At 64.7% G+C, this 23,174-nt stretch carries 19 protein-coding genes; 10 read left to right on the top strand and 9 right to left on the bottom strand.

Annotated elements, in window-relative coordinates; translation table 11 throughout:
- Positions 1–7 precede the first annotated feature (7 nt).
- Complete coding sequence (locus NKJ15_RS24315) at positions 8–808, top strand: ParA family protein (protein ID WP_084642633.1); 801 nt, start codon at positions 8–10, stop codon at positions 806–808.
- Positions 809–848: 40 nt separating this feature from the next.
- Positions 849–1,730 (top strand): ParB/RepB/Spo0J family partition protein, encoded by an 882-nt coding sequence (locus NKJ15_RS24310; protein ID WP_352614674.1) that lies wholly within the window; start codon positions 849–851, stop codon positions 1,728–1,730.
- A 224-nt stretch (positions 1,731–1,954) separates the two neighbouring features.
- On the opposite strand, the gene holA is transcribed toward NKJ15_RS24310, so the two are convergent.
- Positions 1,955–3,001 (bottom strand): DNA polymerase III subunit delta, encoded by a 1,047-nt coding sequence (gene holA / locus NKJ15_RS24305; RefSeq protein WP_352818030.1) that lies wholly within the window; start codon positions 2,999–3,001, stop codon positions 1,955–1,957.
- Between the two features lie 429 nt (positions 3,002–3,430).
- Between holA and NKJ15_RS24300 the strand changes: the two genes are divergently transcribed.
- The 4 genes from NKJ15_RS24300 (at position 3,431) to lpdA (ending at position 8,738) form a co-directional block, all read left to right on the top strand.
- Positions 3,431–4,663: a 3-methyl-2-oxobutanoate dehydrogenase (2-methylpropanoyl-transferring) subunit alpha gene (locus NKJ15_RS24300; RefSeq protein WP_352818028.1), complete on the top strand. Its 1,233-nt coding sequence runs from the start codon at positions 3,431–3,433 to the stop codon at positions 4,661–4,663.
- A 2-nt stretch (positions 4,664–4,665) separates the two neighbouring features.
- Positions 4,666–5,679: an alpha-ketoacid dehydrogenase subunit beta gene (locus NKJ15_RS24295; protein WP_352784330.1), complete on the top strand. Its 1,014-nt coding sequence runs from the start codon at positions 4,666–4,668 to the stop codon at positions 5,677–5,679.
- 9 nt (positions 5,680–5,688) lie between these two features.
- Positions 5,689–7,080, top strand: a complete 1,392-nt coding sequence (locus tag NKJ15_RS24290; protein ID WP_352818025.1) for a dihydrolipoamide acetyltransferase family protein — start codon at positions 5,689–5,691, stop codon at positions 7,078–7,080.
- A 263-nt stretch (positions 7,081–7,343) separates the two neighbouring features.
- Positions 7,344–8,738 carry a dihydrolipoyl dehydrogenase gene (gene lpdA / locus NKJ15_RS24285; RefSeq protein ID WP_352818024.1) on the top strand — a complete coding sequence of 465 codons (1,395 nt, stop codon included), beginning with the start codon at positions 7,344–7,346 and terminating at the stop codon, positions 8,736–8,738.
- Positions 8,739–8,906: 168 nt separating this feature from the next.
- Here the strand turns inward: lpdA and NKJ15_RS24280 are convergent, their stop codons facing one another.
- A complete protein-coding gene (locus NKJ15_RS24280) occupies positions 8,907–10,010 on the bottom strand; it encodes a saccharopine dehydrogenase family protein (protein ID WP_352818021.1) in 1,104 nt (367 codons plus the stop codon).
- A gap of 123 nt (positions 10,011–10,133) precedes the next feature.
- On the opposite strand from NKJ15_RS24280, the gene NKJ15_RS24275 reads away from it, so the two are divergent.
- The 3 genes from NKJ15_RS24275 (at position 10,134) to NKJ15_RS24265 (ending at position 12,367) form a co-directional block, all read left to right on the top strand.
- Positions 10,134–10,562, top strand: coding sequence for an Lrp/AsnC family transcriptional regulator (locus NKJ15_RS24275; RefSeq protein WP_352770106.1), 429 nt, complete (start codon positions 10,134–10,136; stop codon positions 10,560–10,562).
- A gap of 187 nt (positions 10,563–10,749) precedes the next feature.
- Positions 10,750–11,115, top strand: coding sequence for a RidA family protein (locus NKJ15_RS24270; RefSeq protein WP_352818018.1), 366 nt, complete (start codon positions 10,750–10,752; stop codon positions 11,113–11,115).
- 22 nt (positions 11,116–11,137) lie between these two features.
- Complete coding sequence (locus tag NKJ15_RS24265) at positions 11,138–12,367, top strand: amidohydrolase/deacetylase family metallohydrolase (protein ID WP_352818016.1); 1,230 nt, start codon at positions 11,138–11,140, stop codon at positions 12,365–12,367.
- Positions 12,368–12,522: 155 nt separating this feature from the next.
- Here the strand turns inward: NKJ15_RS24265 and NKJ15_RS24260 are convergent, their stop codons facing one another.
- From NKJ15_RS24260 to NKJ15_RS24235, 6 genes are all read right to left on the bottom strand, one after another.
- Positions 12,523–14,304 (bottom strand): NAD(P)-binding domain-containing protein, encoded by a 1,782-nt coding sequence (locus tag NKJ15_RS24260; RefSeq protein ID WP_352818013.1) that lies wholly within the window; start codon positions 14,302–14,304, stop codon positions 12,523–12,525.
- A gap of 138 nt (positions 14,305–14,442) precedes the next feature.
- Positions 14,443–16,476, bottom strand: a complete 2,034-nt coding sequence (locus tag NKJ15_RS24255; protein WP_352818010.1) for an aldo/keto reductase — start codon at positions 16,474–16,476, stop codon at positions 14,443–14,445.
- A 56-nt stretch (positions 16,477–16,532) separates the two neighbouring features.
- Positions 16,533–17,630: an ABC transporter ATP-binding protein gene (locus NKJ15_RS24250; protein WP_352541928.1), complete on the bottom strand. Its 1,098-nt coding sequence runs from the start codon at positions 17,628–17,630 to the stop codon at positions 16,533–16,535.
- An 8-nt stretch (positions 17,631–17,638) separates the two neighbouring features.
- On the bottom strand, positions 17,639–18,490 hold the full coding sequence (locus tag NKJ15_RS24245; protein ID WP_023675945.1) for a carbohydrate ABC transporter permease: 852 nt from the start codon (positions 18,488–18,490) through the stop codon (positions 17,639–17,641).
- Positions 18,487–19,347 carry a carbohydrate ABC transporter permease gene (locus tag NKJ15_RS24240; RefSeq protein ID WP_023675946.1) on the bottom strand — a complete coding sequence of 287 codons (861 nt, stop codon included), beginning with the start codon at positions 19,345–19,347 and terminating at the stop codon, positions 18,487–18,489. Before NKJ15_RS24240 ends, NKJ15_RS24245 begins: the two co-directional genes overlap by 4 nt.
- A gap of 205 nt (positions 19,348–19,552) precedes the next feature.
- Positions 19,553–20,824 carry an extracellular solute-binding protein gene (locus NKJ15_RS24235; RefSeq protein WP_352818007.1) on the bottom strand — a complete coding sequence of 424 codons (1,272 nt, stop codon included), beginning with the start codon at positions 20,822–20,824 and terminating at the stop codon, positions 19,553–19,555.
- A gap of 106 nt (positions 20,825–20,930) precedes the next feature.
- Here NKJ15_RS24235 and NKJ15_RS24230 point away from each other — a divergent pair, with 106 nt between their 5' ends.
- On the top strand, positions 20,931–21,803 hold the full coding sequence (locus NKJ15_RS24230; protein WP_023675948.1) for a helix-turn-helix domain-containing protein: 873 nt from the start codon (positions 20,931–20,933) through the stop codon (positions 21,801–21,803).
- Between the two features lie 9 nt (positions 21,804–21,812).
- On the opposite strand, the gene NKJ15_RS24225 is transcribed toward NKJ15_RS24230, so the two are convergent.
- Positions 21,813–23,051 carry a M24 family metallopeptidase gene (locus NKJ15_RS24225; protein ID WP_352818004.1) on the bottom strand — a complete coding sequence of 413 codons (1,239 nt, stop codon included), beginning with the start codon at positions 23,049–23,051 and terminating at the stop codon, positions 21,813–21,815.
- Positions 23,052–23,174 lie beyond the last annotated feature (123 nt).

Raw genomic sequence — 23,174 nt, 5'->3', positions numbered from 1 at the left:
TAGACCCATGATGAAGAACGGCCCCCGAATCATCACCGTCGCCAACCAGAAGGGCGGCGTCGGCAAGACGACGACCGCCATCAATCTGGCCACCGCGCTGGCGGCCATAGGCGAACAGGTGCTGATCGTCGATCTCGACCCGCAGGGCAACGCCAGCACCGGGCTTGGCATCGACCGGCGCGACCGCACCGTCTCGTCCTATGATGTGCTGACCGGCGAGCTGGATCTCGAAGCGGCGGCGATCCCGACGGCGGTGCCTGGCCTGTCGATCGTACCGTCGACGCTCGACCTACTCGGCATCGAGATGGAAATCGCCTCGGCGCCGGATCGGGTGCTGCGGCTGCGCAACGCTCTGCGGGCTTCGGCTGAGCGCTCGGCCAATTTCGGCTATGTGCTGATCGACTGCCCGCCGTCGCTCAACCTGCTGACACTGAATTCGATGGCTGCGGCCGATTCGGTGCTGGTGCCGCTGCAGTGCGAGTTTTTCGCGCTGGAGGGCCTGAGCCAGCTTTTGGAGACGGTCGAGCAGGTGCGCCGCTCGATCAACCCCGACCTGACGATCCAGGGCATCGTGCTGACCATGTTCGACGGGCGCAACAATCTCGCCAACCAGGTGGTGCAGGATGTGCGGGCGCATATGGGCGACAAGGTCTATGAAACCGTCATCCCGCGCAATGTCCGCGTTTCCGAGGCGCCGTCCTATGGCAAGCCGGCGATTCTCTACGACCTCAAATGCTCGGGCAGCCAGGCCTATCTGCAGCTTGCTTCGGAAGTCATCCGCCGCGAGCGCAAATTGCGTGCTGCCTGAACAATAAGCCGATTCGACACCGAAACGATCTGGACGGACAATGAACGAAGACCCTTCGAGGAAAAGACTGGGACGAGGACTGGCGGCGCTGATCGGCGAAATCGATCGCCCGGCGGCACCGGAAAAGCCCGGGCTGGCGGCCGACGGCAAGGTGCCGATCGAGTTCCTCAGCCCTAACCCGAAAAACCCGCGCCGGCATTTTGGCGACGCCGACCTGACCGACCTCGCCCAGTCCATCCGCGAACATGGCGTGGTGCAGCCGGTGGTGGCGCGGCCGTCGAAAACCCAGCCGGGCCGCTACGAGATCATCGCCGGCGAGCGACGCTGGCGCGCGGCGCAACGCGCCGGGCTGACCGAAATCCCGATTATCGTGCGCGACGTCGACGATCGCACGGCGCTCGAACTGGCGATCATCGAAAACGTCCAGCGCACCGACCTCAACCCGGTCGAGGAGGCGCTCGGCTACCAGCAGCTGATCGACGACCATGGCTATACCCAGGCCGATCTCGGCCAGGTGATCGGCAAGAGCCGCAGCCATGTCGCCAATACGCTGAGGCTGCTCAAGCTGCCCGACGTCATCCGCGACATGCTGGTCGACGGGGCGCTCTCTGCCGGCCACGCCCGTACCCTGGTGACGGCCAACGACCCGGCCGGGCTTGCCAAGCGGATCATCGACGAGGGGCTTTCGGTGCGCCAGGCCGAGGCGCTGGCGCAAATGCCGGTCGGCGCGCCGGCGGCAAAGCGCCAGCCCGCGCCCCCGCCGCAAAAGGATGCCGACACACTGGCGCTGGAGCGGCTGATGACCAGCACGATCGGCATGATCGTCACGATCGAGCACAACCAGCGCGGCGGCGTGATCAGCGTCGCCTACCGGACGCTGGAGCAGCTCGACGAGCTTTGTCGAAGGCTGAAGCGGGAGTAGGTAGGTTGCTAAAATTAGCCGGCAAAGAACGTTTTGCTGCCGCGCGGTGATTGGCGAAATCGTCGAAGTAGTTAATCTCCTTGAGGGGGAGACGGCCGGCAGGCCAGAAGGGGTCGTCAAATTTCAAGCGCCCACGTCCTCTGTCTTCGCGGAAGGGGCTGGTGTTTTACGCGCTGTGACCCCCTCTGTCGCCTTTGGCGACATCTCCCCCTCAAGGGGGAAGATCAGGTGCGCTGCGCCAGCCTTGCGCTCTCCACTGCGATGCCGAGCAGGGCCTGGCGTGCCAGCGCGACCGACAGATCCGGCCGCCGGCGTGTCTGCAGCACCGCCGTCTGCAGGCGGTTGAGGGCGCGGCCGAGCGCCTCGCTGCTCCAGCGTTCGACGGCTTTCTCGACCAGCTTGCGCCTGGAGAAAAACACCGGCGGGCGCGCCGCGGCAACGACCGAAGCGGCATTGCGGCCGCCGGCGTCCATCAGGCCGCGCATCGCCTGGATCGCCTGCAACTGCCGCATCGCCGATGAAAGTACCAGAAAGGGCTGGCCGCCGGACTGGCAATGGCGGGTGAAGGCGGTGTCGAAGTCGGCGATCCTGCCTTCGAGCAGGGCGTCGACGGCCGCATCGAAGGAGAGGCCGGACACATCGCCGGATGTCGCCTTGACGTCGTCGAGGCCGATTTCGGCCTGGCCATGCGCATAAAGCACCAGCTTTTCGATTTCACCGCGCGAGGCCAGCCGGTCGCCGCCGAGATTGCGGCGCAGCGCCTGCCGCGCTTCCAGTGTCATCGACATGCCGGCCTTGCGCAGTTCGTCGTCGATGACCGTATCGATATCCCTGGCCTCATCGGCGTAGCAAGGCAATGCCATGGCATTGTCCGCCGCCTCCACCACGGCGCGCAGGCCGACGCCCTTCTTCAGGTCGCCGGCCTCGATGAGGATGATGGCGTCCCGCGCGGGCTCCGACGTCAGCGCCTTGACGTCATCGGCAAGCGCCTTCTGAGCGCCGGCGTTGCGCACCCATAGCAGGCGCCGCTCCGAAAACATCGGCACGGTGCGCGCCTCGTCGAGCAGACGGCCCTCGTCGCGATCGACTTCCGATCCGTCCAGCCTGACGACCGAGAACGGATCGTCGAGCGGCAGGCCGGTCTTGCCGGCAAAGGCCTTTGCCCGCTCGGCAACCAGCCCGCGATCGGGACCGTAAAGCAGCACGATCGAGACGCGCGGATCCGGCTTCGCGAGCCATGCATCGACCTCGTATGCTTTCTTTTGTGCCATGGGCGCTGATTAGCATGACGCGGGCGCGGGGTGAACGGCGCCGCCCTCCTTTCCTTCTCCCCCTTGTGGGAGAAGGTGGATTGGCGCGCAGCGCCAAGACGGTTGAGGGGTGCTGGACGGAGCACTGTTGGTGCCAAGCTGGAACACCCCTCATCCGACCGAGCTTCGCTCGGCCACCTTCTCCCACAAGGGGAGAAGGAGGTGCTCGCGCCGCCCAACCCGACGCATTGCCTTATCTGGCGGGAAACCCGCGCAATCATCTCCCAAATTGCGCGCCGGCGCGGAAGATCGACAAGAAATTTCGCCGACATATCTCCATCCTGTCTGCCGCGGGCAGCAGCCAGCGGCAGCGAAGCCTCGCCCGACGAATTGGCACTGGTCTGGCGGTGTGCAAGTATCCTGGCCGGGCAACAGTGGAGGACCGAGATCATGGCCGATGCCGGAATGCTGCGCTTCCATGTTCCGGAACCGGAAGTGCGGCCGGGCGGGACGCCGGATTTCTCCAATGTGAGCATTCCAAAAGCTGGCTCGGTGCCGCGCCCGAAGATCGACGTCGACCCGCGCGACATCCGCGATCTGGCCTTCTCGATCATCCGCGTGCTCAACCGCGCCGGCGAGGCGGTCGGGCCGTGGGCAGGGCTGCTTTCGGACGACGAGTTGCTGGAGGGGCTGCGCCATATGATGACGCTGCGCAGCTTCGATGCGCGCATGCAGATGGCACAGCGCCAGGGCAAGACCTCTTTCTACATGCAGCATCTCGGCGAAGAGGCAGTGAGCTGCGCCTTCCGCAAGGCGCTGTCGCGCGGCGACATGAATTTTCCGACCTATCGGCAGGCCGGCCTGCTCATCGCCGACGGCTACCCGATGGTCACGATGATGAACCAGATCTATTCGAACGAGGCCGATCCGCTGAAAGGGCGGCAATTGCCGATCATGTATTCGTCGAAGGAGCACGGCTTCTTCTCGATCTCCGGCAATCTGGCGACGCAGTACATCCAGGCGGTCGGCTGGGCGATGGCCTCGGCAATCAGCAACGATTCAAAGATCGCCGCCGCGTGGATCGGCGACGGTTCGACCGCCGAGTCCGACTTCCATTCGGCGCTGGTGTTCGCCTCGACCTACAAGGCGCCGGTCGTGCTCAACGTCGTCAACAACCAGTGGGCGATCTCGACTTTCCAGGGCATCGCCCGCGGCGGCTCCGGTACTTTTGCCGCCCGTGGGCTCGGCTTCGGCATTCCGTCACTGCGCGTCGACGGCAACGACTATCTCGCCGTCCATGCGGTGGCCAAATGGGCGGCGGAACGGGCGCGCAGCAATCTCGGGCCGACGCTGGTCGAATACGTCACTTACCGCGTCGGCGCCCATTCGAGCTCCGACGACCCGTCGGCCTACCGGCCGAAGGCCGAGTCCGATGCCTGGCCGCTCGGCGACCCGATCGTCAGGCTGAAGAACCATCTCATCCAGCGCGGCGTCTGGTCGGACGAACGCCACGCCCAGGCCGAGGCGGAAATCCTCGACACGGTGATTTCGGCGCAGCGGGAGGCCGAGCGCCATGGCACGCTGCATGCCGGCGGCAAGCCCTCGACGCGCGACATGTTCGAGGGCGTCTATGCCGAGATGCCGCCGCATCTCAGACGCCAGCGCCAACAGGCAGGGGTCTGACCATGCCGCGGCGGACCATGATCGAGGCGATCCGCGACGCCATGGACGTGTCGATGGCACGCGACAGCCAAGTCATCGTGTTCGGCGAGGATGTCGGCTTCTTCGGCGGCGTCTTCCGCTGCACGCAAGGCCTGCAGGCGAAATACGGCAAGAGCCGCTGCTTCGATGCGCCGATCAGCGAATCCGGCATTGTCGGCGCGGCCATCGGCATGGCCGCCTACGGGCTGAAGCCTTGCGTCGAAGTGCAGTTTGCCGACTATGTTTATCCGGCCTATGACCAGATCGTCTCGGAAGCGGCGCGGCTGCGCTACCGGTCGAACGGCGATTTCACCTGCCCGATCGTCGTGAGAATGCCGACCGGCGGCGGCATTTTCGGCGGCCAGACCCACAGCCAGAGCCCGGAGGCGCTGTTCACCCACGTCTCCGGCTTGAAAGTCGTGGTGCCCTCGAATCCGTATGACGCCAAAGGCCTTTTGATCGCGGCGATCGAGGATCCGGACCCGGTGATCTTCCTGGAGCCGAAGCGGCTCTACAACGGCCCCTTCGACGGTCATCACGAGCGGCCGGTAACGCCATGGTCGAAACATGAGCTCGGCGAGGTTGCCGACGGCCATTACACGGTGCCGCTCGGCAAGGCGGTGATCCGACGGCCGGGTGCGGCGGTCACCGTGCTTGCCTACGGCACGATGGTCTATGTCGCCCAGGCGGCGGCCGAGGAGACCGGCATCGATGCCGAGATCATCGATCTGAGGACACTGCTGCCGCTCGACCTCGAGACGATCGTCGCCTCGGTCAACAAGACCGGGCGCTGCGTGGTCGTGCACGAGGCGACGCTGACATCGGGGTTCGGTGCCGAACTTTCGGCGCTGGTCCAGGAGAACTGCTTCTACCATCTGGAAGCGCCGGTGGCGCGGGTCACCGGCTGGGACACGCCCTATCCGCATGCGCAGGAGTGGGACTATTTTCCTGGTCCTGCCCGGCTAGGCCGCGCGCTGGTCGAAACGATGGAAGCCTGAGGGGGAACGATGGGCGAATATGTCATCAAGCTGCCCGATGTCGGCGAAGGCGTCGCCGAGGCCGAGCTCGTCGAATGGCAGGTCAAGGTCGGCGATCTCGTGCGCGAGGACGCCGTGCTTGCCGCTGTCATGACCGACAAGGCGACAGTCGAAATTCCGTCGCCCGTCGATGGCGAGATCGTCTGGTTGGGCGCCGAGATCGGCGACACGGTGGCGATCGGCTCGCCGATTGTCAGGTTGAAGGTGGCCGGCGAGGGAAATGTGAACGCAGGCGCGAAATCGGCGGAGGGTGAGGCGGCACCTACCCCCACCCCTAGCCCCTCCCCACAAGGGGGAGGGGGACGAGCTTCGGCCGCCAAAGCCGAAGCCAGGTCCAGCTCGCCCTTGGTCGGGCATGTGCCAAGAACCGAGGGCGCACGAACGGCGGATACGGAGTCCCCCTCCCCCTTGTGGGGAGGGGTTAGGGGTGGGGGTATTGCGCCGGCTTTCGGGGGTATAGCGCCGGTCGGTGCGCCGCGCCCCGAGGGCGAAAAGCCACTGGCCTCGCCGGCCGTCCGCCTCAGGGCGAAAGAGGCCGGCATCGACCTTCGGCAGGTCCCGGGAACCGGCCCGGCCGGCCGCATCCGGCACGAGGATATCGACGCCTTCCTGGCACGCGGACCGCAGCTCGCGAAGGCTCCTGGCCTCGCCCGCAACGAGGCGGTCGAGGACATCAAGATAATCGGGCTCAGGCGAAAGATCGCCGAGAAGATGACGCTGGCCAGGTCGCGCATCCCGCATATCACCTATGTCGAGGAGATCGACGTCACCGCGCTCGAGGATTTGCGCGCCGCGCTCAACAAGGAGAAGCGGCCGGGCGCGGACAGGCCGAAGCTGACGCTGCTGCCGTTCCTGATGCGGGCGATGGTCAAGGCAATCGCCGACCAGCCCAATGTCAACGCACTGTTCGACGACGAAGCCGGCATCGTCCACCAGCATGGCGGCGTCCACATCGGCATCGCCGCGCAGACAGCTTCCGGGCTGATGGTGCCGGTGGTCAAGCACGCCGAGGCGCGCGACATCTGGGACTGTGCAGCCGAGGTTGTCAGGCTGGCCGAGGCGGCAAAATCCGGCACGGCGACGCGCGACGAGCTCTCGGGATCGACCATCACCATCACTTCGCTGGGCGCCATGGGCGGCGTGGCGACGACGCCGGTGATCAATCATCCGGAAGTGGCGATCGTCGGCGTCAACAAGATGATGGTGCGGCCGGTATGGGACGGCAGCCAGTTCATCCCGCGCAAGATGATGAACCTGTCCTCCAGCTTCGACCACCGCGTCATCGACGGCTGGGATGCGGCGGTATTTATCCAGCGGATAAAGACGCTGCTGGAGACGCCGGCGCTGATTTTTGTGGACTGATGAGATGAGAACGGTCGCAAAGGCCCCCTCGCCCGGCAGCATGGGGCGCCGGGACGCTGGCTCCCCCTTCTCCCCTTGTGGGAGAAGGTGTCGCCGAAGGCGACGGATGAGGGGTGCTCCAGCTTGGCACCTACCGCACTCCGTCCAACACCCCTCATCCGTCTCGGCGCTACGCGCCGATCCACCTTCTCCCACAGGGGGAGAAGGAAAGGCGCGCAGCGGCCGGATGGTGGGGCATTTATCCCCGAAAGGACGCAGCTGACATGAAGGAAATCTCCTGCAAGCTGCTGGTCATCGGCGCCGGTCCGGGCGGCTATGTCTGTGCCATCCGCGCCGGGCAGCTTGGCATCGACACGGTGATCGTCGAGGCAGGCAAACCGGGCGGCACTTGCCTCAATGTCGGCTGCATCCCGTCAAAGGCGCTGATCCATGCAGCCGAAGAGTTCGAAAAGCTCTCGCACATGGCCGGCGGCAAAAGTCCACTCGGCATAACGGTCGCGGCACCGTCGCTTGATCTCGCCGCCACCATCGCCTGGAAAGACGGCATCGTTAGCCGGCTGAACAACGGCGTCGCCGGCCTGCTGAAGAAAGCTGGCGTGAAGACGGTGCATGGCTGGGCGACATTTCGCGACGGCAAGACCGTTGCCGTCGACACCGAGATCGGCATGCAGGTGATCCGCGCCGAAACGGTGGTGATAGCGACCGGCTCGGCGCCGGTCGAGCTGCCATCGCTGCCGTTCGGCGGTCCGGTCATTTCGTCGACCGAGGCGCTGGCGCTGAGCGAAGTTCCGGAGAGGCTGGCGGTGGTCGGCGGCGGCTATATCGGGCTGGAACTCGGCATCGCCTTTGCCAAGCTGGGCGCCAAGGTGACCGTGGTCGAGGCGTTGCCGCGCGTGCTGGCGCAATATGATGCGGAACTGACCCGGCCGGTGGTGAAGCGACTGGCCGAACTCGGCATCGAGGTGCTCGTGAACGCCAAGATCAAGGGGCTGTCCACTAAGCGCGACGCGCTGCTGGTCGAGACGAATGGCGGCAAGAACGGCAAGATTGCCGCCGACAAGGTGCTGGTCACGGTCGGTCGCAAGCCGGTGACCGAAGGCTGGGGGTTGGAGCAGATCGACCTCGACATGGCCGGACCCTTCATCCGCATCGACGACCAGTGCCGCAGCTCGATGCGTGGTATCCTTGCCATTGGCGACGTCACCGGCGAGCCGATGCTGGCGCACCGGGCGATGGCGCAAGGCGAAATGGTCGCCGAGATCGTCGCCGGCCACAAACGCAGCTGGGACAGACGAGCGATCCCGGCTGTCTGCTTCACCGACCCGGAGCTGGTCACCGCGGGCCTGTCGCCGGAGGAGGCCAAGACGCGTGGCGAGATCAAGGTCGGCCTGTTTCCCTTCACCGCCAATGGCCGGGCGATGACGAAGTTGGGCGAGGACGGATTCGTCCGGGTAGTGGCGCGGGCGGACAGCCATCTGGTGCTTGGCATCCAGGCCGTCGGCCAGGGCGTGTCGGAGCTGTCCACTGCGTTTGGGCTGGCGCTGGAGATGGGTGCGACGCTGGAGGATATCGCCGGGACGATCCATGCCCATCCGACACAGGGCGAGGGTTTTCCGGAAGCGGCGCTGAAGGCGCTGGGGCACGCACTGCATATCTGAGGGCTCGCGCTCTCCCCCCTTGAGGGGGAGATGGCCGGCAGGCCAGAGGGGGTCGGTTCGACTGGATGCGACCTCCCTTGCGACAGATGGAGGTTGACGCTCTACGCGAGGCGACCCCCTCTGTCGCCTTCGGCGACATCTCCCCCTCGAGGGGGGAGATTACGCAGCTCACCCCGCAAGCCGGCTAACCATCTCGTGCTGCGCATAGGCGCGGCCGAAGCGGTTGGCCAGGAACGCGTCGAGCGCGATGTCCTCCTGCTTGATGAAGCCCCTGGCCGGCAAGCTGCCGTCGGCGAGCATGTCGAGCACCGCGCAGATGGCCGATGCGGTGGTGATCTGGATGGCGCTGCGCACCGTTTCGCCGTCGCGCCTGGCGTAGATCTTGTTGGCGTAGGTCTCCTGCAGCAGACGGCCGTTCTTGCGGCCGCTGACGGTGACGAAGACGATAACCACGTCCTGCAGCGTTGCCGGCAGGGCGCTTTCGAAAATGTCCTTCAGCATGTCGCGGCGGTGGCGCAGGCCGAGGTCGTTGAGCAGCGCCTTCATGATCGCGGCATGGCCGGGATAGCGGATGGTGCGATAGTTCAGCGTGCGCACCTTGCCCTTCAGCGTTTCGGCCAGCGTGCCCAGCCCGCCCGAGGTGTTGAACGCCTCGTAGGTGACGCCGTCGAGCGAGAATTCTTCACGCTCCTCCAGCGGCGGCACTTCGATCAGCTCGCCTTCGACGATCGCCTCGCAAGGCTCGCAATATTCGTTGATGACGCCGTCGGTGCTCCAGGTCAGATTGTAGTTCAGCGCATTCGACGGGTATTGCGGCAGCGCGCCGACCCGCATGCGCACGCTTTCCAGCGTGTCGAAGCGGCTGGCGAGATCGTTGGCAACGATCGAGATGAAGCCGGGCGCCAGACCGCATTGCGGGATGAAGGCGCTGCTGCCGGAACGCGCCAGTTCCTTGACCCGCCTGGTGCTGACAACGTCTTCGGTCAGATCGAGATAGTGCACGCCGGCGCTGGCCGCCGCCTCGGCGATGCGCGTGGTCAGATGGAAGGGCGCCGCGCTGAGCACCGCGAATTTGCCGGCCAGGGCCGATTCGAGGGTGCCGGCGGCTTCGATGTCGAGTTCCAGCGTCTCGACCGTTTCAGGCAGTTCGGCCGCGCCGAGCTGCGCCGCCGAGCGGTCGACGAGCGTAACATGGTAGTTGCCCGTGGAAGCCAGCATCTCGGCAATGGTCGAGCCGATCTTGCCGGCGCCGACGACGATGATTTCCTTCATGACCGGTCCCTCGCACCAATGCTAAATTCACGGTTAGAATCGCAGCTTGCCTGTCGAAAGGAAGCGTGAGATTGTACGAAACGCAGCCTCTCTTTGGGCAATGTGACGGTAAGGTTCGTCGAAATGCTCAGCGATGCCGACCAGGCTCTGCTTTCCCTGCTGCGCACCAATGCGCGCGCCTCGACCGCAGAACTGGCGCGGCGGCTCGGCGTCTCACGAACGACGGTGCAAAGCCGGATCGAGCGGCTGGAAGAGCGCGGCATCATCGCCGGCTACGGGGTCAGGCTGTCGCCGGATTACGAGCAGGGGCTGGTCAGGGCGCATGTCCTGCTCACCGTCACCCCCAAGCTTGCCGACAAGGTGGTGCGCAGCCTGCAGGCGCTGGCACCGGTTCGCACGCTGCACTCGGTTAGCGGCAATTTCGACATGATCGTCATCGTCGAGGCGCCGTCGATCAGGGATCTCGACACGCTTCTCGACCAGATCGGCGCCATGGACGGAGTCGAGCGCACGTCGTCGTCGATCATCCTGTCGACGCGGATCGACCGCTGAGCGGGCTGGTGTCGCGGGTCCAGATGCTGGCGCGAAGGATCACCGAGCGCAGTGATCGTTCTGGCGCTCTCGCGGCAAAGCGATATAGGCTTCGAAGATGTTGGATGAGACTCGCAGAGAGGCCGCGTCCTCTCGCGCCAAGCTGACAAGTCGCTCGGTCACGCAACGATTTCCAGAGGAGGCCTCCTTGCCCAAGCAGTGTTTTGGAAAATCCCATGTGCCGTTGTCGCCGGCGGTCAGGGCCGGCGACTTCGTCTATGTCTCAGGCCAGGTGCCGGTCGGCACAGACGGGCTGGTGGTCAAGGGCGGCATCGCCGAACAGACCGAGCAGGTGCTGTCGAACGTCAAGGCGGCACTGGCGCTGGCCGGCTGTACCCTCGACGACGTAGTCAAGACGACGGTCTGGCTCGAAGACGCCCGCGATTTCGGCATCTTCAACACCGTCTATGCCAGGCATTTCCCGAAAGACCCGCCGGCGCGCACGACAGTGGAGTCGCTGCTGATGATCGACATCAAGATCGAGGTCGAGGCCGTTGCCTACAGGCCGGCCTGACGGGAAAATGGAGACAGGCGCGATGCAATTCGATCTCCTGATAAAAGGCGGCCGCCTCATCGATCCGGCCTCCGGCCTCGACGCGCAGCGCGATCTGGCGATTGCCGACGGCCGTATCGCCGCGATCGACACCGAAATCCCCTTCGAACGTGCCGCCCGCGTCATCGATGCCACGGGCTCGATCGTCGCGCCGGGCCTGATCGACCTGCACAGCCATGTCTATTGGGGCGGCACGTCGCTCGGCGTCGATGCCGACCGGCTCGCCGCAAAGAGCGGCACCACCACCTTCATCGATGCCGGAAGTGCCGGTGCCGGCAATTTCCTCGGCTTTCGCCGCCACGTCATCGAGCGCTCGAAAGTCCGCATCCTGGCCTATGTCAACATTTCCTTTGCCGGCATATTCGGCTTCTCGCAGACCGTGGCGGTCGGCGAGTGCAGCGACCTCCGGCTCTGCGAACCGCGCGAGACGGTAGCGGCGGCTCGCGAGCACGCGGACGTGGTTGTCGGCATCAAGGTCCGCTCGGGTCGCCATGCCGGCGGCACCAGCGGCATCGCGCCGGTCGATCTCGCGCTCGAAGCCGCCGACAAAGCCGGCCTGCCGCTGATGGCGCACATAGACGAGCCGCCGCCGGGCCGCTCGGAAGTGCTGCCGCGGTTGCGCAAGGGCGACATTCTCACCCACTGCTTCCGGCCGTTCCCCAACGCGCCGGTCTTCGCTTCGGGCGCGGTGCGGCCGGACATGCGGCTGGCGCGCGAGCGCGGCGTCATCTTCGATATCGGCCACGGCATGGGCTCGTTCGATTTCGAGGTGGCCAAGGCGATGCTCGGCGAGGGGCTGGCGCCGGACGTGATCAGCAGCGACGTGCATCTCTACTGCGTCGACGGGCCGGCCTTCGACATCCTGGTCTGCATGTCGAAGCTGCTGGCGCTCGGCATGCCGCTGGTCGAGGTGCTGCGCGCCGCGACACAGCGGCCGGCCGAAGCGATCGCCAGGCCCGATCTCGGCAGGCTGGCGGTGGGTGCGGTCGGCGACATCGCGGCGCTGCGGCTGCGTCCGGGCCGCTTCACCTTTGTCGATTCGGTCGGCGCCTCGCTGGTCGCCGAGCAAAGGCTGGTCTCGGACGGAATCGTGGTCGGCGGCAGCTGGTGGCCGAACGAGGCGGTGGACGATCTCGGCGAAACCGAGCGTTTCGAAGCGCATGCGCACGACACGCATGTCGAGGTGGCGAGCCGGCATTTCGGGCGTGGGTGATCTCCCCCCTTGAGGGGGAGATGTCGCCGAAGGCGACAGAGGGGGTCGGTTCGACCGGGCTCGTCTTCCTGCAACGGATGGAGGCTGGCGCTCGACGCGCGGCGACCCCCTCTGGCCTGCCGGCCATCTCCTCCTCGAGGGGGGAGATCACAGCTTCACCGCCCCGCCGCTCCATAAACCGGCGTCGCAATGCCTTCCATCCTCGCCTTGATCTGCAGCGCGACGAACTTCGAATAGAAGCGCGACAGCGCCAGATTGCCGCCGTGGAACCACAGCGCTTCCTGTGCCGTCGGCTTCCACATGTTGCGCAATTCGCCTTGCCATGGACCCGGGTCGCCTTTCACGCCCGAGCCAATCCCCCAGCACGGGCCGACCTTGTTGGCGACTTCGCGCGAGACGATCGCCGCCACCGTTTCGTTCATCGAGAGATAGCCGGTGCAGGCGATGATTGCGTCGGCCTCCAGTTCGGTGCCGTCGTCGAAGAGGATGCCTGTCGGCGTCAGCGACTTGATCCCGACGCCGCTGCGGATGCCGATCTCGCCGTCGATGATCAGGTCGCAAGCGCCGACATCGATGTAGAAGCCCGAGCCGGTGCGGTAGGCCTTCATCAGGAGCCCGGTCTCGTCGTCGCCGAAATCGATGGCGAAGCCGGCGCCGCGCAAACGATCGTAGAAGGCCGCGTCGCGCGCCTTGATGATGTCGTAAAGCGCCCGCTGGCCTTGCGGCAGCAGCGCGAACGGCGTCGAGGCGACGATCATGTCGGCCTTCTCGGTGGTGATGCCGCGGGCCAGCGCCTTTTCCGAAAAGATCTCGAAACCGATCTCCATCAGCGTGTCCGACTTGACCACCGTCGTCGGCGAGCGCTGGACCATCGTCACCTGGGCGCCGCTCTCCCAGAGGTCGACGCTGACGTCATGGCCGGAACTTGCGGCGCCGATGACGGCGACCTTTTTGCCGCGGAATTTCTCGCCGCTGGAATACTGGCTGGAATGCAGGATTTCGCCGTTGAAGACATCGGCACCCGGCAGGTCGATGCGCCTGGGCGGGCCATAGGCGCCGGTCGCAAAGACGATATGCTTCGGCTTTAGCGTGATGCGCTCGCCGGCGCGGTCGAGCTCGACCGTCCAGACCTTTTCGGTCTCGTCATAGGACGCGCTCACGCATGTCGTGGAGGTCCAGTAGTTGAGCTCCATGACGCGCGTATACATCTCCAGCCAGTCGCCCATCTTGTCCTTGGGCGTGAACACGGGCCAGTTCTCGGGAAACGGGATGTAGGGCAGATGGTCGTACCAGACCGGGTCGTGCAGCACGAGCGAGCGGTAGCGATTGCGCCAGGAATCGCCGGCCTGGGCGTTCTTCTCGATGACTATGGCCGGCACGCCCAATTGCCTGAGCCGCGCCCCGAGCATGATGCCGCCCTGGCCGCCGCCGATGACCAGGCAGTAGGGCTGTTGGCTAACGCCGAGGTCACGCGCCTCGCGGCGCCTCGCCTCCAGCCAGGTCTCGCGTTCCGGATCCGCCTTGTGGCGGACGCCCTGCGGCCGCGCCGGGCCCTTGCGCTCCTCAAACCCCTTGAGATCGCTCATCGCGGTAAACAGTGTCCGGCATTTGCCGTCCCTGAGGCGCATGATGCCTTGGCCCCACGCCGATGACGTCTCGAAAGAAAACCAGGCTTCGATCGTGCCTTCGTCCGAAGTCGCTTCGCCGCTGAGCTGCCACCGGGCAGGTTTTGTCGTTGCCAGCGTCGCCGCCAGCATGTCGCGGATCGCGACGCGGCCCTCCATCGTCCTGACGTTCCAGGTGAAGGTCAAGAGATCGCGCCAGTAGCAGTCCTCGACGAACAAATTGGTTGCCGCCTCGACGTCGCCGGCCTCGAGCGCCCGGGCAAAGGAATCGAGCCAGGTGGCCGCCTGTTTCGTCGGTGCGATGTCGAGCATCTGTCTTCCTAACTTCCAGTGGCCTTTGCGCTGCCCTCATTCTTACCCTTTCCCGGATCTTTGCGGGAGAGGGTGAGGGCAGCGCAAACAGTCCGGAAGCTAAGGGCGCAGCGTAGGCCGAAGCGACTGCCGCTGCCGTCAGGCCCGCGCGCGGGCCTGATCCGAACCGCTATCCAGCCATGCAAGATCGTCCGGCGAAAGTGAAATGTCGAGCGCCTGGAGGCTGTCTTCCAATTCGTCGAGCGTGCGCGGTCCGATCAGCGGGACGGACGGAAACGGCTGCGCCAGCACATAGGCGAGCGCGACGTGGATCGGGCTTTTGCCCAGCCGTCTGGCGAGCTCGATGGCGCGGTCGCGACGGCCGAAATTCCTCTCCGAATACCAGACCCGGACCAGCTCCTCATTGTCGCGCCGGTCGCGGCCGGCGCGGTCGGTGAAGAAGCCGCGGCCCTGGCTCGACCAGGCGAAATTCGGCATCTGCCGGGCGGTAAGCCAGGCCTTCCATTCGTCGCTGGAGGAGGTGACGCAGCCTGCCCAGATCGGCTCCAGCATCTCGGCCAGCGAGAAATTGTTGGAAAGCGCGCCGGGCTTCTGCTTGCCGGTGCGCTCGGCGTAGGCAATCGCCTTGTCCATGCGTTCCATCGTCCAGTTCGAGCCGCCGAACGGACCGCGAATGCGGCCGGCCTTGACCTCGCGGTCCATCGCATCGACGAATTCGTCGACCGGCACGTCCGGATTGTCGCGATGCATGAAATAGACGTCGATATGGTCGGTCTGCAGCCGTTCGAGCGACTGGGTGAGCTGCTTGCCGATGACGTCGGGATAGCAGAGCGGCGAGTGCGCGCCCTTGCCGATGACCACCGACTGCTCGCGCACGCCGCGGTTCTTCAGCCACTGGCCGAGCAGCGTCTCGGTATAGCCGGAACCGTAGACGAAGGCGGTGTCGAACAGATTGCCGCCGGCCTCGAAATAGGCATCGAGCAGGATGGCGCCCGACGAAAAGGTGCGGAAATCCTCGAAGCCGAGCGCCAGGCACGAGGCCGGCCGCGGCAGGCCCGGAATGCTGCGCTTGGGGATGGCGGTTCCGCCGGAGCGCAGCTTCCGTCCGGAGATCGTGTTGACGCGCTTTGCCGGTTTCTCGATGTCGTATTCGAGCCCGATCGCGGCCCGCCATTTGTCGAGCACGCGCAGATTGCCGAGACTGTCGGCCCAGCCCATGCCGGGCCAGGCGAACTCCTGCTTTCCGCCGAGAATGGCCTCGCCGGCGGCGTCGACCTCAAATGCGTACAGCCAGCCGTCTTCCGTGACCTCGACCACCTCGGTGTCACCCGGACGGATGATGCGGATTTCGCCGGTGCCGCCTTGCTGGCCGCCGGCATACCAGAAATCCGCCACCTCGATGCGGCCTTTGCTGCCGACAATACGCAAGACATTGTCCTGAGCGAGCGAGATGCTGCAGGACACTTCCGCGACGATGCCGCCCGGAAAATGCAACAGCGCCGACGCCCATTCGTCGACGCCGGATTGGCCGAGATGCGCAGCGCCGACGACTTTGTCCGGCTCGGCGAAGGGCTTTCCCACTGCTGCGCCGGCAATCAGCCGCGCCATCGAGACGGGATAGCCGCCGACATCGAGAATGCCGCCGCCGGCGAGATCCTTGGCGTAAAGCCGGTGCTCCGGCATGAAGCCCGGCATGGCGAAGCCGAAGCTGGATTTGATCATCTTGATGTCGCCGATCGCGCCGGCCCTGATCAGCTCGACCAGCCTGGCCGTCTGCGGATGCAGCCGGTACATGAAGGCTTCGCCGAGAAAGGTGCCGGCCTTGCGCGCGGCATGGATCATGGCGTCGGCTTCGAATGCGGTCAGGCCAAGCGGCTTTTCGCAAAGCACGTGCTTTCCGGCCTCGGCCGCCTTGATCGCCCATTCGGCATGGCTCGGATGCGGCGTCGAAATATAAATCGCGTCGACATCCGGATCGCCAACCAAAGCCTCGTAGCCGTCCAGGATGCGGGCGCCGGGGAAAGCCTCGGTGAGCCCCGCCTTGCCGGGATTGCGCGCCCCTAAGGCGACCAATGTGCCGGTGCGCGAATGGGCGACGCCCCCGGCAAAAGCCTTGGCGATGTTGCCGGGCCCAAGAATGCCCCAGCGAACTTTTTCTGGTTTGGACGTCATGTCAAATCTCCGTGGGGTGGCCGCGAGCAATCGCGTTCGGACAAAAGAAAGATGGGTTAGCGAACGCGTGCGCCGGTGGCGTCGAAGAGAAGCGAGCGGTCGGCTTTGATCGACACCACCAGGTCGTCGCCGTTCGCGCGATGCCGCGAGGCCTCGCGCTCGATGATCAGTTCCTCGCGTCCGCCCCCGGTACCGGAATTGGCATAGACATAGCTCACCGATCCCAAGTGCTCGGCGACGTCGGCCTTGAGGGTAAGGTCGCAATCGCCCTGGCCGGCGTCGAAGAAATGCTCCGGCCGCACGCCAAGCACAACATCGCCGCCTGTTGCAGGCAAGGCATCCGAAAGCGGCTTGCGCAGTCGCGCGCCGCGATGATTGACCAGTTCGACGACCGCCGCACCGTTGTCGGCCCCGACCATTTTTGCCGCCAGGAAGTTCATTTTCGGCGAGCCGACGAAGCCGGCAACGAAGCGGTTGGCGGGGTCGTCGTAGAGATCGAGCGGCGCGCCGATCTGCTCGATATTGCCGGCGTTGAGCACGACGATCCTGTCGGCCAGCGTCATTGCCTCGGTCTGGTCGTGCGTCACATAGACCATGGTAACGCCGAGCTCCTTATGAAGGCGCGATATCTCGACGCGCATCTGCACCCGGAGCTCGGCATCGAGATTGCTGAGCGGTTCGTCGAACAGGAACACTTGCGGCTCACGCACGATGGCGCGGCCGATGGCGACGCGCTGGCGCTGGCCGCCCGACAATTGCCGCGGCCGCCGCTTCATCAGCTCGGCGATGCGCAGGATTTCGGAAGCCCGCTTCACCCGCCGCTCGGTATCTGCCTTGGGGTTGCCGGTCATTCTCAGGCCGAAGCTCAGGTTCTGCTCGACCGTCATGTGCGGATAGAGCGCGTAGGACTGGAACACCATGGCGATGCCGCGATCGGCCGCCTCGACGTCGTTCACCACCTTGCCGCCAATGGCGATCTCGCCGTCGCTGATGTCCTCGAGTCCGGCGATCATCCGAAGCAGCGTGGACTTGCCGCAGCCGGAAGGGCCGACGAAGACGACGAATTCGCCATCATCGATGTCGATATTGGCACCGTGGACGATCTCGAAGACGCCGAAGCGCTTGATGACGTTTTTGAGTGTGACTGCCGCCATGCTGATCCTTACTTGATGGCGCCGGCGGCGATGCCGGCAACGAAATGGCGCTGCAGAAGCACGAACACGACGAGCATTGGCGCCGTCAGCATCACCGCGCCCGCCATGATGCCGCCCCAGGACACCTTGGTGAGACCGATCAGCGTGCCGAGCGCCACGGGCGCGGTCATCGCGCCCGGCTTGGAATTGATCAGCAGCGGCCAGAGATAGTTGTTCCAGGAGGCAAGGAAGAGGATGATGGCGAGCGCCGCCAGCATCGGCCGTGCCAGAGGCAGTGCGACGAACAGGAATATCCGCCATTCCTTGACGCCCTCGACCTTGGCGGCGTCGAACAGCTCGTGCGGCATCATCGAAAAACTCTGCCGCATGAAGAGCACGCCCAGCGAATTGAACAGCGGCGGCACGATCAGCGCCACCCAGGTGTTGGCGAGCTTGAAGTCGCGCGCCACCATGATGAATTGCGGTATCAGCACGACCGCATAGGGCAGCGTGATGGTGCCGAAGATGATGGCGACGACCATGCCCTTGCCGAAGAAGTTGTAACGCGCCAGCGCCCAGCCGGCCATCGAGGTCAGCATCACCGACAGGAAGGTATAGGTCACCGCCACCGAGACGGAGATGCCGATGGCGCCGATGAAATTGGTGCCGCGCTGCAGATTGCTGACATTGTCGAGGAAATTGCCATGCGGCAAAAGCTCGATGTCGGGGCTGAAGATGCCGTTGTCGGGCATCGTCGAAAAAACCACCATCATCCACAGCGGAAACAGCCAGACCAGTGCCAGCGGCGTCAGGAACAGATGCAGCGCGATGCTGCGTCCCAATCTGGCCTGGGAGCGGCTGACTCTTGAGTGCGAGGTCATTTCGGTTCCCTCGTCAGCCATATCTGCACCAGCGAAATGGCAATCGCCAGTCCGGCCATGGTGTAGGCGACGGCCGAAGCGTAGCCGAAATTGAGCGACCGGAAGCCCTGGCGGTAAAGCAGCAGCCCGAGCGTTTCGGTGCCGCCGCCCGGCCCGCCGCGCTCGGTGATCAGGAAGGGCTCGGTGAACAGCTGCATGGTGCCGATGATCGACAGCACGGCGCAGAACACGATGATCGGCTTGAGCAGCGGCAGCGTGATGTAGAAGAACTGTTTGACCTTGCTGACCCGGTCCAGGGTCGCCGCCTCGTATACATCCTCGGGAATCGACTGCAGGCCGGCGAGCAGGATGATGGCGTTATATCCGGCCCAGCGCCACGTCACCGCCATCATGATCACCGCCATCGCCGGGGTGACGTTGGTAAACCAGTCGACACTGGGCAGGCCGATGCCGTTCAGCAACTTGTTGATGATACCGTAGTCGAGATTGAACATCAGCCGGAAAACCGCCGAATAGGCGACCTCGCCGACCACGACCGGCGCGAAGAAGGCAAAGCGGAACAGGCCACGGGCCTTGAGCAGTGGCGAATTCAAAAGCACCGCCATCACAATCGCCAGCGAAATCATCACCGGCACCTGGATGACAAGGATCAGCAATGTGTTCTTCAAGGCATTGAAGAAGGCCGGATCGCCGATCAGCCGGCCCCAGTTGAAGGTCGGCGCGAAGCGCCACGGCACGGTGCGCGTCGCCTGGAACGAGATCAGGAAGGAATCGATGATCGGCCACAGCCAGAAGATCGAAAAAATCAGCAGATACGGCGCGAGAAAGCGATACGCCGTGGCGTTCTGGTAGCGCATCGTTTCCCTCCTTTCTGCTTTCAAGTTCTTGCCTTCTCCCCTTGTGGGAGAAGGTGGATCGGCGCGTAGCGCAGAGACGGTTGAGGGGTGATGGCCGGAGTGCCGCCGGCGCCAAGCTGGAGCACCCCTCATCCGTCGCCTTCGGCGATACCTTCTCTCACAAGGGGAGAAGGGGAGCCGCGCGCTCGGAGCCGCCTCGTCTAGATCACGACTTGACCGGCAGGCCGGTCGCCGCGGCGATCTGGCTTGCGGCATCGTCGAGCGCTGCCTTGGCGTCGGGATAGCCGCCGGCCAGATATTTGGTCTGCACCGCGCGGATGATGATTTCGGCGTCGCTCTGGAACGGCGTGCCGCGGCTGGGGACGACCTTGGGCAAGGTGCCGAGGATGTCCTTCCACACGGCTTGGCCGCCCCAATAGGGCAGGCCTTCGGAGACATAAGGGTCGTTGAGCGCCGAGATCAGCGACGGCACCAAGCCGAAGCCTTTCAGCATGGTGATCTGGCCCTCATTCGTCCCTAGCGTGTATTTCAGATAGGCGTAGGCGGCTTCCTTGTTCTTCGACACCGAGGTGATGGCGAGCGAGGAGCCGCCGAGATTGGCGGCGCGCGGACCGTCGGCGGTCAGGCTCGGCATCAGATAGACGCCCCATTTGCCTGCTCCATCGGGCGATTCGGTGCGCACGGTGCCTTCATACCAGCCGCCATACATCTGCGTGGCGACCTTGCCGGCGGTGTTGTTGGTGATCTTGGTGCTCCAGTCGGCAGAGGAAATGATGCCGGCATCCTTCATCTCCTTGATCTTGGTCATGGCATCGACGCATTTGGGCTGGTTGACCGTGATCGATTGCCCGTCGGCGGAGAAGTAGGCGCAACCCTGCTCGTTGGAGATCATGCGGAAGAATTCGGAATCGCCGTTGAAATCGGCGTTGGTCATCGTGACGCCGGGATTGGCGGCCTGGATTTTCTTGGCGGCGGCGATGAAGTCGTCCCAGGTCTTGATCGAGGACGGATCGACGCCAGCCTTCTCGTAGAAGTCGCGGCGGTAGAACATCGCCACTGGACCGGAATCCCAGGGCATCGCATAGGCCTTGTCGTCAACCTCGAGCTCGGTACGCTTGAAGTCGGGGAATTTTGCCTGGTCTTCCGCGGTGTAGCCGAGCGTATGCAGGTCGACGAAGCAATCCGGGAACTGGCTCCAGTAGTTTTCGGCTTCGCCGTTCTCGATCGTAACGATGTCAGGCAGCCCCTCGCCGCCGGCGGCACAGCCGGCGATTGATTTGTCGTAGGTCGGCTGGTTGCCAAGGTCCTCGACCGTCACCTTGATGTCGGGATACTGCTTGTTGAAGCCCGCTATGGTGGCCTTCAGCGACGAAGCGGCGATATTCCAGCTCCAGATCGTGATTTCACCGGACTGCGCAAAGGCCGGGCTGGAGCCCAAGGCAAGCGCGAGCGCGGCGCAGGTCAATTTTATGCGCATTGAAATCCTCCCATTTCAGTTGCTCTCTGTTTGCGAGCGTGGCTAGACTAGGCCTCGGGAAAGCCTTGTCCGCGACAAAGGGAATAAGAAATGAGCGGAAAGTAAGATGCCGGAAAGGCCGTTTTACCAGCCTGGCGCCAGCAGCGTGGAGGGCCTGCCGCTGCTGCTGCAGATGTTCCACACCCAGCCCCTGGTGATGCTAAAGCCGCATTGGCACGCCCAGGTCGAGGTGAATTTCATCGTGCGTGGCGCCGTGCATTACCGCATGGATGGGCACGGGCTTTCACTTTCTGCGGGTGACATGTGCCTGTTCTGGGGCGGCCTGCCGCACCAGATGGACGAAGCGTCCGATGATGCCATCTATGCCGGCGCGCATTTGCCGCTGGTGCATTTCTTCCGGCTGCATTTGCCCGTCGAGGTCCGCAACAGGCTGATGACCGGGGCGACGCTGGTGACCGACGCCACCGACCGGTCGGACGACCACAATTTCGAGCGCTGGAATCGCTATGCCCGCTCCGGCGATCCGGTCAAGGCCGAGCATGCCGTCAACGAGCTTTTGCTGCGGCTGGAGCGGGTGCGCTTCGAGCCTTACCGGCTGGTGCCCGAAACCCCGGTCGAACAGGAGATAGGCAGTCCCTTCGATCAGCAATCGCTGCGCAATGTCGGGCGCATGTGCGACTTCATCGCCGAGAATTTCCTCTACGAGATCGATTGCGTCGACATCGCCGCGGCGGCCGATATCCATCCCAAATACGCCATGAGCATCTTCAAGAAATCGACCGGCATGACGCTCAATGAATATGTGAACTTGCTGCGCCTCAGCTACGCGCAGGCGCTGCTGATGCATCAGGATGCCAATGTGCTGCGCGTCGCCATGGAATCGGGCTTCGGCTCGCTCAGTGCCTTCAACAAGTCGTTCCGCAAGCTTTCCGGCATGTCGCCGTCGGATTTCCGCAGGGGCGTGGCCGGCGCCAGATAACGGCTGGATTCAAGCGATAATATCCAGGCGCCTCGGCAGGCGGTTCATCGGCGACGGCCCGTTGGCGGTGATCAGGAACTGGTCCTCGAGATTGAAGCTGGCGAGACCGTCGATGTAGAGCGGGATTTCGAATGCCAGCACCATGCCGGCCTCGATCACGACATTGCTGTCGGCCGAGATGAACGGCCATTGCTCGGAAAACACGGAATTGCCGACGCCGTGGCCGAAATGGCCGCGGCGATAGGAACGCAGGCCCTGGCGCGCCAGGCTTTCGCTGGCGGCGCGATGCACGGCGGCTAACGGCTTTCCGGGCATAAGCGCGGCAAGCCCGTCGGCGAAGGCGCGTTCGGCTATCGCATGCAATTCGGCCTGTTCGGGCGAGGGCGGCCCGAAGGTGAAATTCCGCGACATATCCGAGGCATAGCCGTTCACGCTGCACACCATGTCGGCCTTCAGCGGATCGCCGGCGGCGGCGACGACGTCGGCGCCTTTTGGGCGAGCGCCCAGCGTGACGTATTCCGCCGTCGAGATTTGCTGCGACGACCCGGCGGATGCATCCGCGACGCCTTGCCGGTAAAGCGCGACCAGCTCAGACTGACGCATGCCGGTCGTCGCATGCTGCTGCAGCCGCGACAGGCCGGCTTCCGACAGGGCGATGCCCTGCTGCAGAAGGTCGATCTCGCTCTGCGATTTGATTGCCCGCAGCCTGTCGAGAACCGGCGAGCCGTTGACCAGGGCAGTGCCCGGCAACATTGCCTGCATCGCGGAAAAATCGCTGGCCGAGACGAAATCCAGCTCGATGCCGAGCGTCGCACGCTCCAGCCCGAATTCTGCGAGGATCGTTTTCAGCTCGCGGACGGAGCGGGCAAGCTCGAAGGTCGCCGGACGTGAAAACCCGGGGGCGCGGCCAACCAGGCCGGCCTCGATGCGCTGCGCAACAGGCCGGTCGGCCGTCGCCGGCTCGAGCGACGCCGATTCGATCCAGAACGCATGCGTGCGCAGCACGGCGCCGGCCATCGCCGCCCGGAGCCGGGCAGCCTGGAAATCCGCCACCACGACGCCGATCGGCAGGTCGCCTCGCTTGGGAATAACGACGAAACCGGCGCCGGCCCGCCGGAACAGGCCGGCCGGGCCGATCCAGGCACCGGTGGCATATTGGAACGCCTCGGGCTCACAAAGCACCAGCGCCTCGATGCCGGCGCGCTGCATCAGGTCAGTTGCGCGCTCGCGGTCGACAAAGCCGGCCATGGGATCTCCTCGAATGCAATCGAAACCGACGCCGATGCGGCGGCGTTTGGCCTTAGCGTAGCTTCAGTGCCGCCGTGGAGCAGCTTTTTTCTGGAAGCGCTGTTCACCTTTGAGAGTTCGTCG

This window comes from Mesorhizobium sp. M0207, from assembly GCF_040321995.1.
GTDB lineage: Bacteria > Pseudomonadota > Alphaproteobacteria > Rhizobiales > Rhizobiaceae > Mesorhizobium.
This window is presented reverse-complemented; position numbering and strand designations above follow the sequence as displayed.

Excerpts from the sequence above, each read along its gene's own strand:
- NKJ15_RS24290 (WP_352818025.1), top strand. The coding sequence starts at position 5,689 with ATGGGCGAATATGTCATCAAGCTGCCCGATGTCGGCGAAGGCGTCGCC.
- NKJ15_RS24255 (WP_352818010.1), bottom strand. The coding sequence starts at position 16,476 with ATGACGTCCAAACCAGAAAAAGTTCGCTGGGGCATTCTTGGGCCCGGC.
- NKJ15_RS24240 (WP_023675946.1), bottom strand. The coding sequence starts at position 19,347 with ATGCGCTACCAGAACGCCACGGCGTATCGCTTTCTCGCGCCGTATCTG.
- NKJ15_RS24245 (WP_023675945.1), bottom strand. The coding sequence starts at position 18,490 with ATGACCTCGCACTCAAGAGTCAGCCGCTCCCAGGCCAGATTGGGACGC.
- NKJ15_RS24235 (WP_352818007.1), bottom strand. The coding sequence starts at position 20,824 with ATGCGCATAAAATTGACCTGCGCCGCGCTCGCGCTTGCCTTGGGCTCC.
- NKJ15_RS24225 (WP_352818004.1), bottom strand. The coding sequence starts at position 23,051 with ATGGCCGGCTTTGTCGACCGCGAGCGCGCAACTGACCTGATGCAGCGC.
- NKJ15_RS24310 (WP_352614674.1), top strand. The coding sequence starts at position 849 with ATGAACGAAGACCCTTCGAGGAAAAGACTGGGACGAGGACTGGCGGCG.
- holA (WP_352818030.1), bottom strand. The coding sequence starts at position 3,001 with ATGGCACAAAAGAAAGCATACGAGGTCGATGCATGGCTCGCGAAGCCG.
- NKJ15_RS24265 (WP_352818016.1), top strand. The coding sequence starts at position 11,138 with ATGCAATTCGATCTCCTGATAAAAGGCGGCCGCCTCATCGATCCGGCC.
- NKJ15_RS24230 (WP_023675948.1), top strand. The coding sequence starts at position 20,931 with ATGCCGGAAAGGCCGTTTTACCAGCCTGGCGCCAGCAGCGTGGAGGGC.
- NKJ15_RS24250 (WP_352541928.1), bottom strand. The coding sequence starts at position 17,630 with ATGGCGGCAGTCACACTCAAAAACGTCATCAAGCGCTTCGGCGTCTTC.
- lpdA (WP_352818024.1), top strand. The coding sequence starts at position 7,344 with ATGAAGGAAATCTCCTGCAAGCTGCTGGTCATCGGCGCCGGTCCGGGC.
- NKJ15_RS24315 (WP_084642633.1), top strand. The coding sequence starts at position 8 with ATGATGAAGAACGGCCCCCGAATCATCACCGTCGCCAACCAGAAGGGC.
- NKJ15_RS24280 (WP_352818021.1), bottom strand. The coding sequence starts at position 10,010 with ATGAAGGAAATCATCGTCGTCGGCGCCGGCAAGATCGGCTCGACCATT.
- NKJ15_RS24295 (WP_352784330.1), top strand. The coding sequence starts at position 4,666 with ATGCCGCGGCGGACCATGATCGAGGCGATCCGCGACGCCATGGACGTG.
- NKJ15_RS24275 (WP_352770106.1), top strand. The coding sequence starts at position 10,134 with ATGCTCAGCGATGCCGACCAGGCTCTGCTTTCCCTGCTGCGCACCAAT.
- NKJ15_RS24300 (WP_352818028.1), top strand. The coding sequence starts at position 3,431 with ATGGCCGATGCCGGAATGCTGCGCTTCCATGTTCCGGAACCGGAAGTG.
- NKJ15_RS24260 (WP_352818013.1), bottom strand. The coding sequence starts at position 14,304 with ATGCTCGACATCGCACCGACGAAACAGGCGGCCACCTGGCTCGATTCC.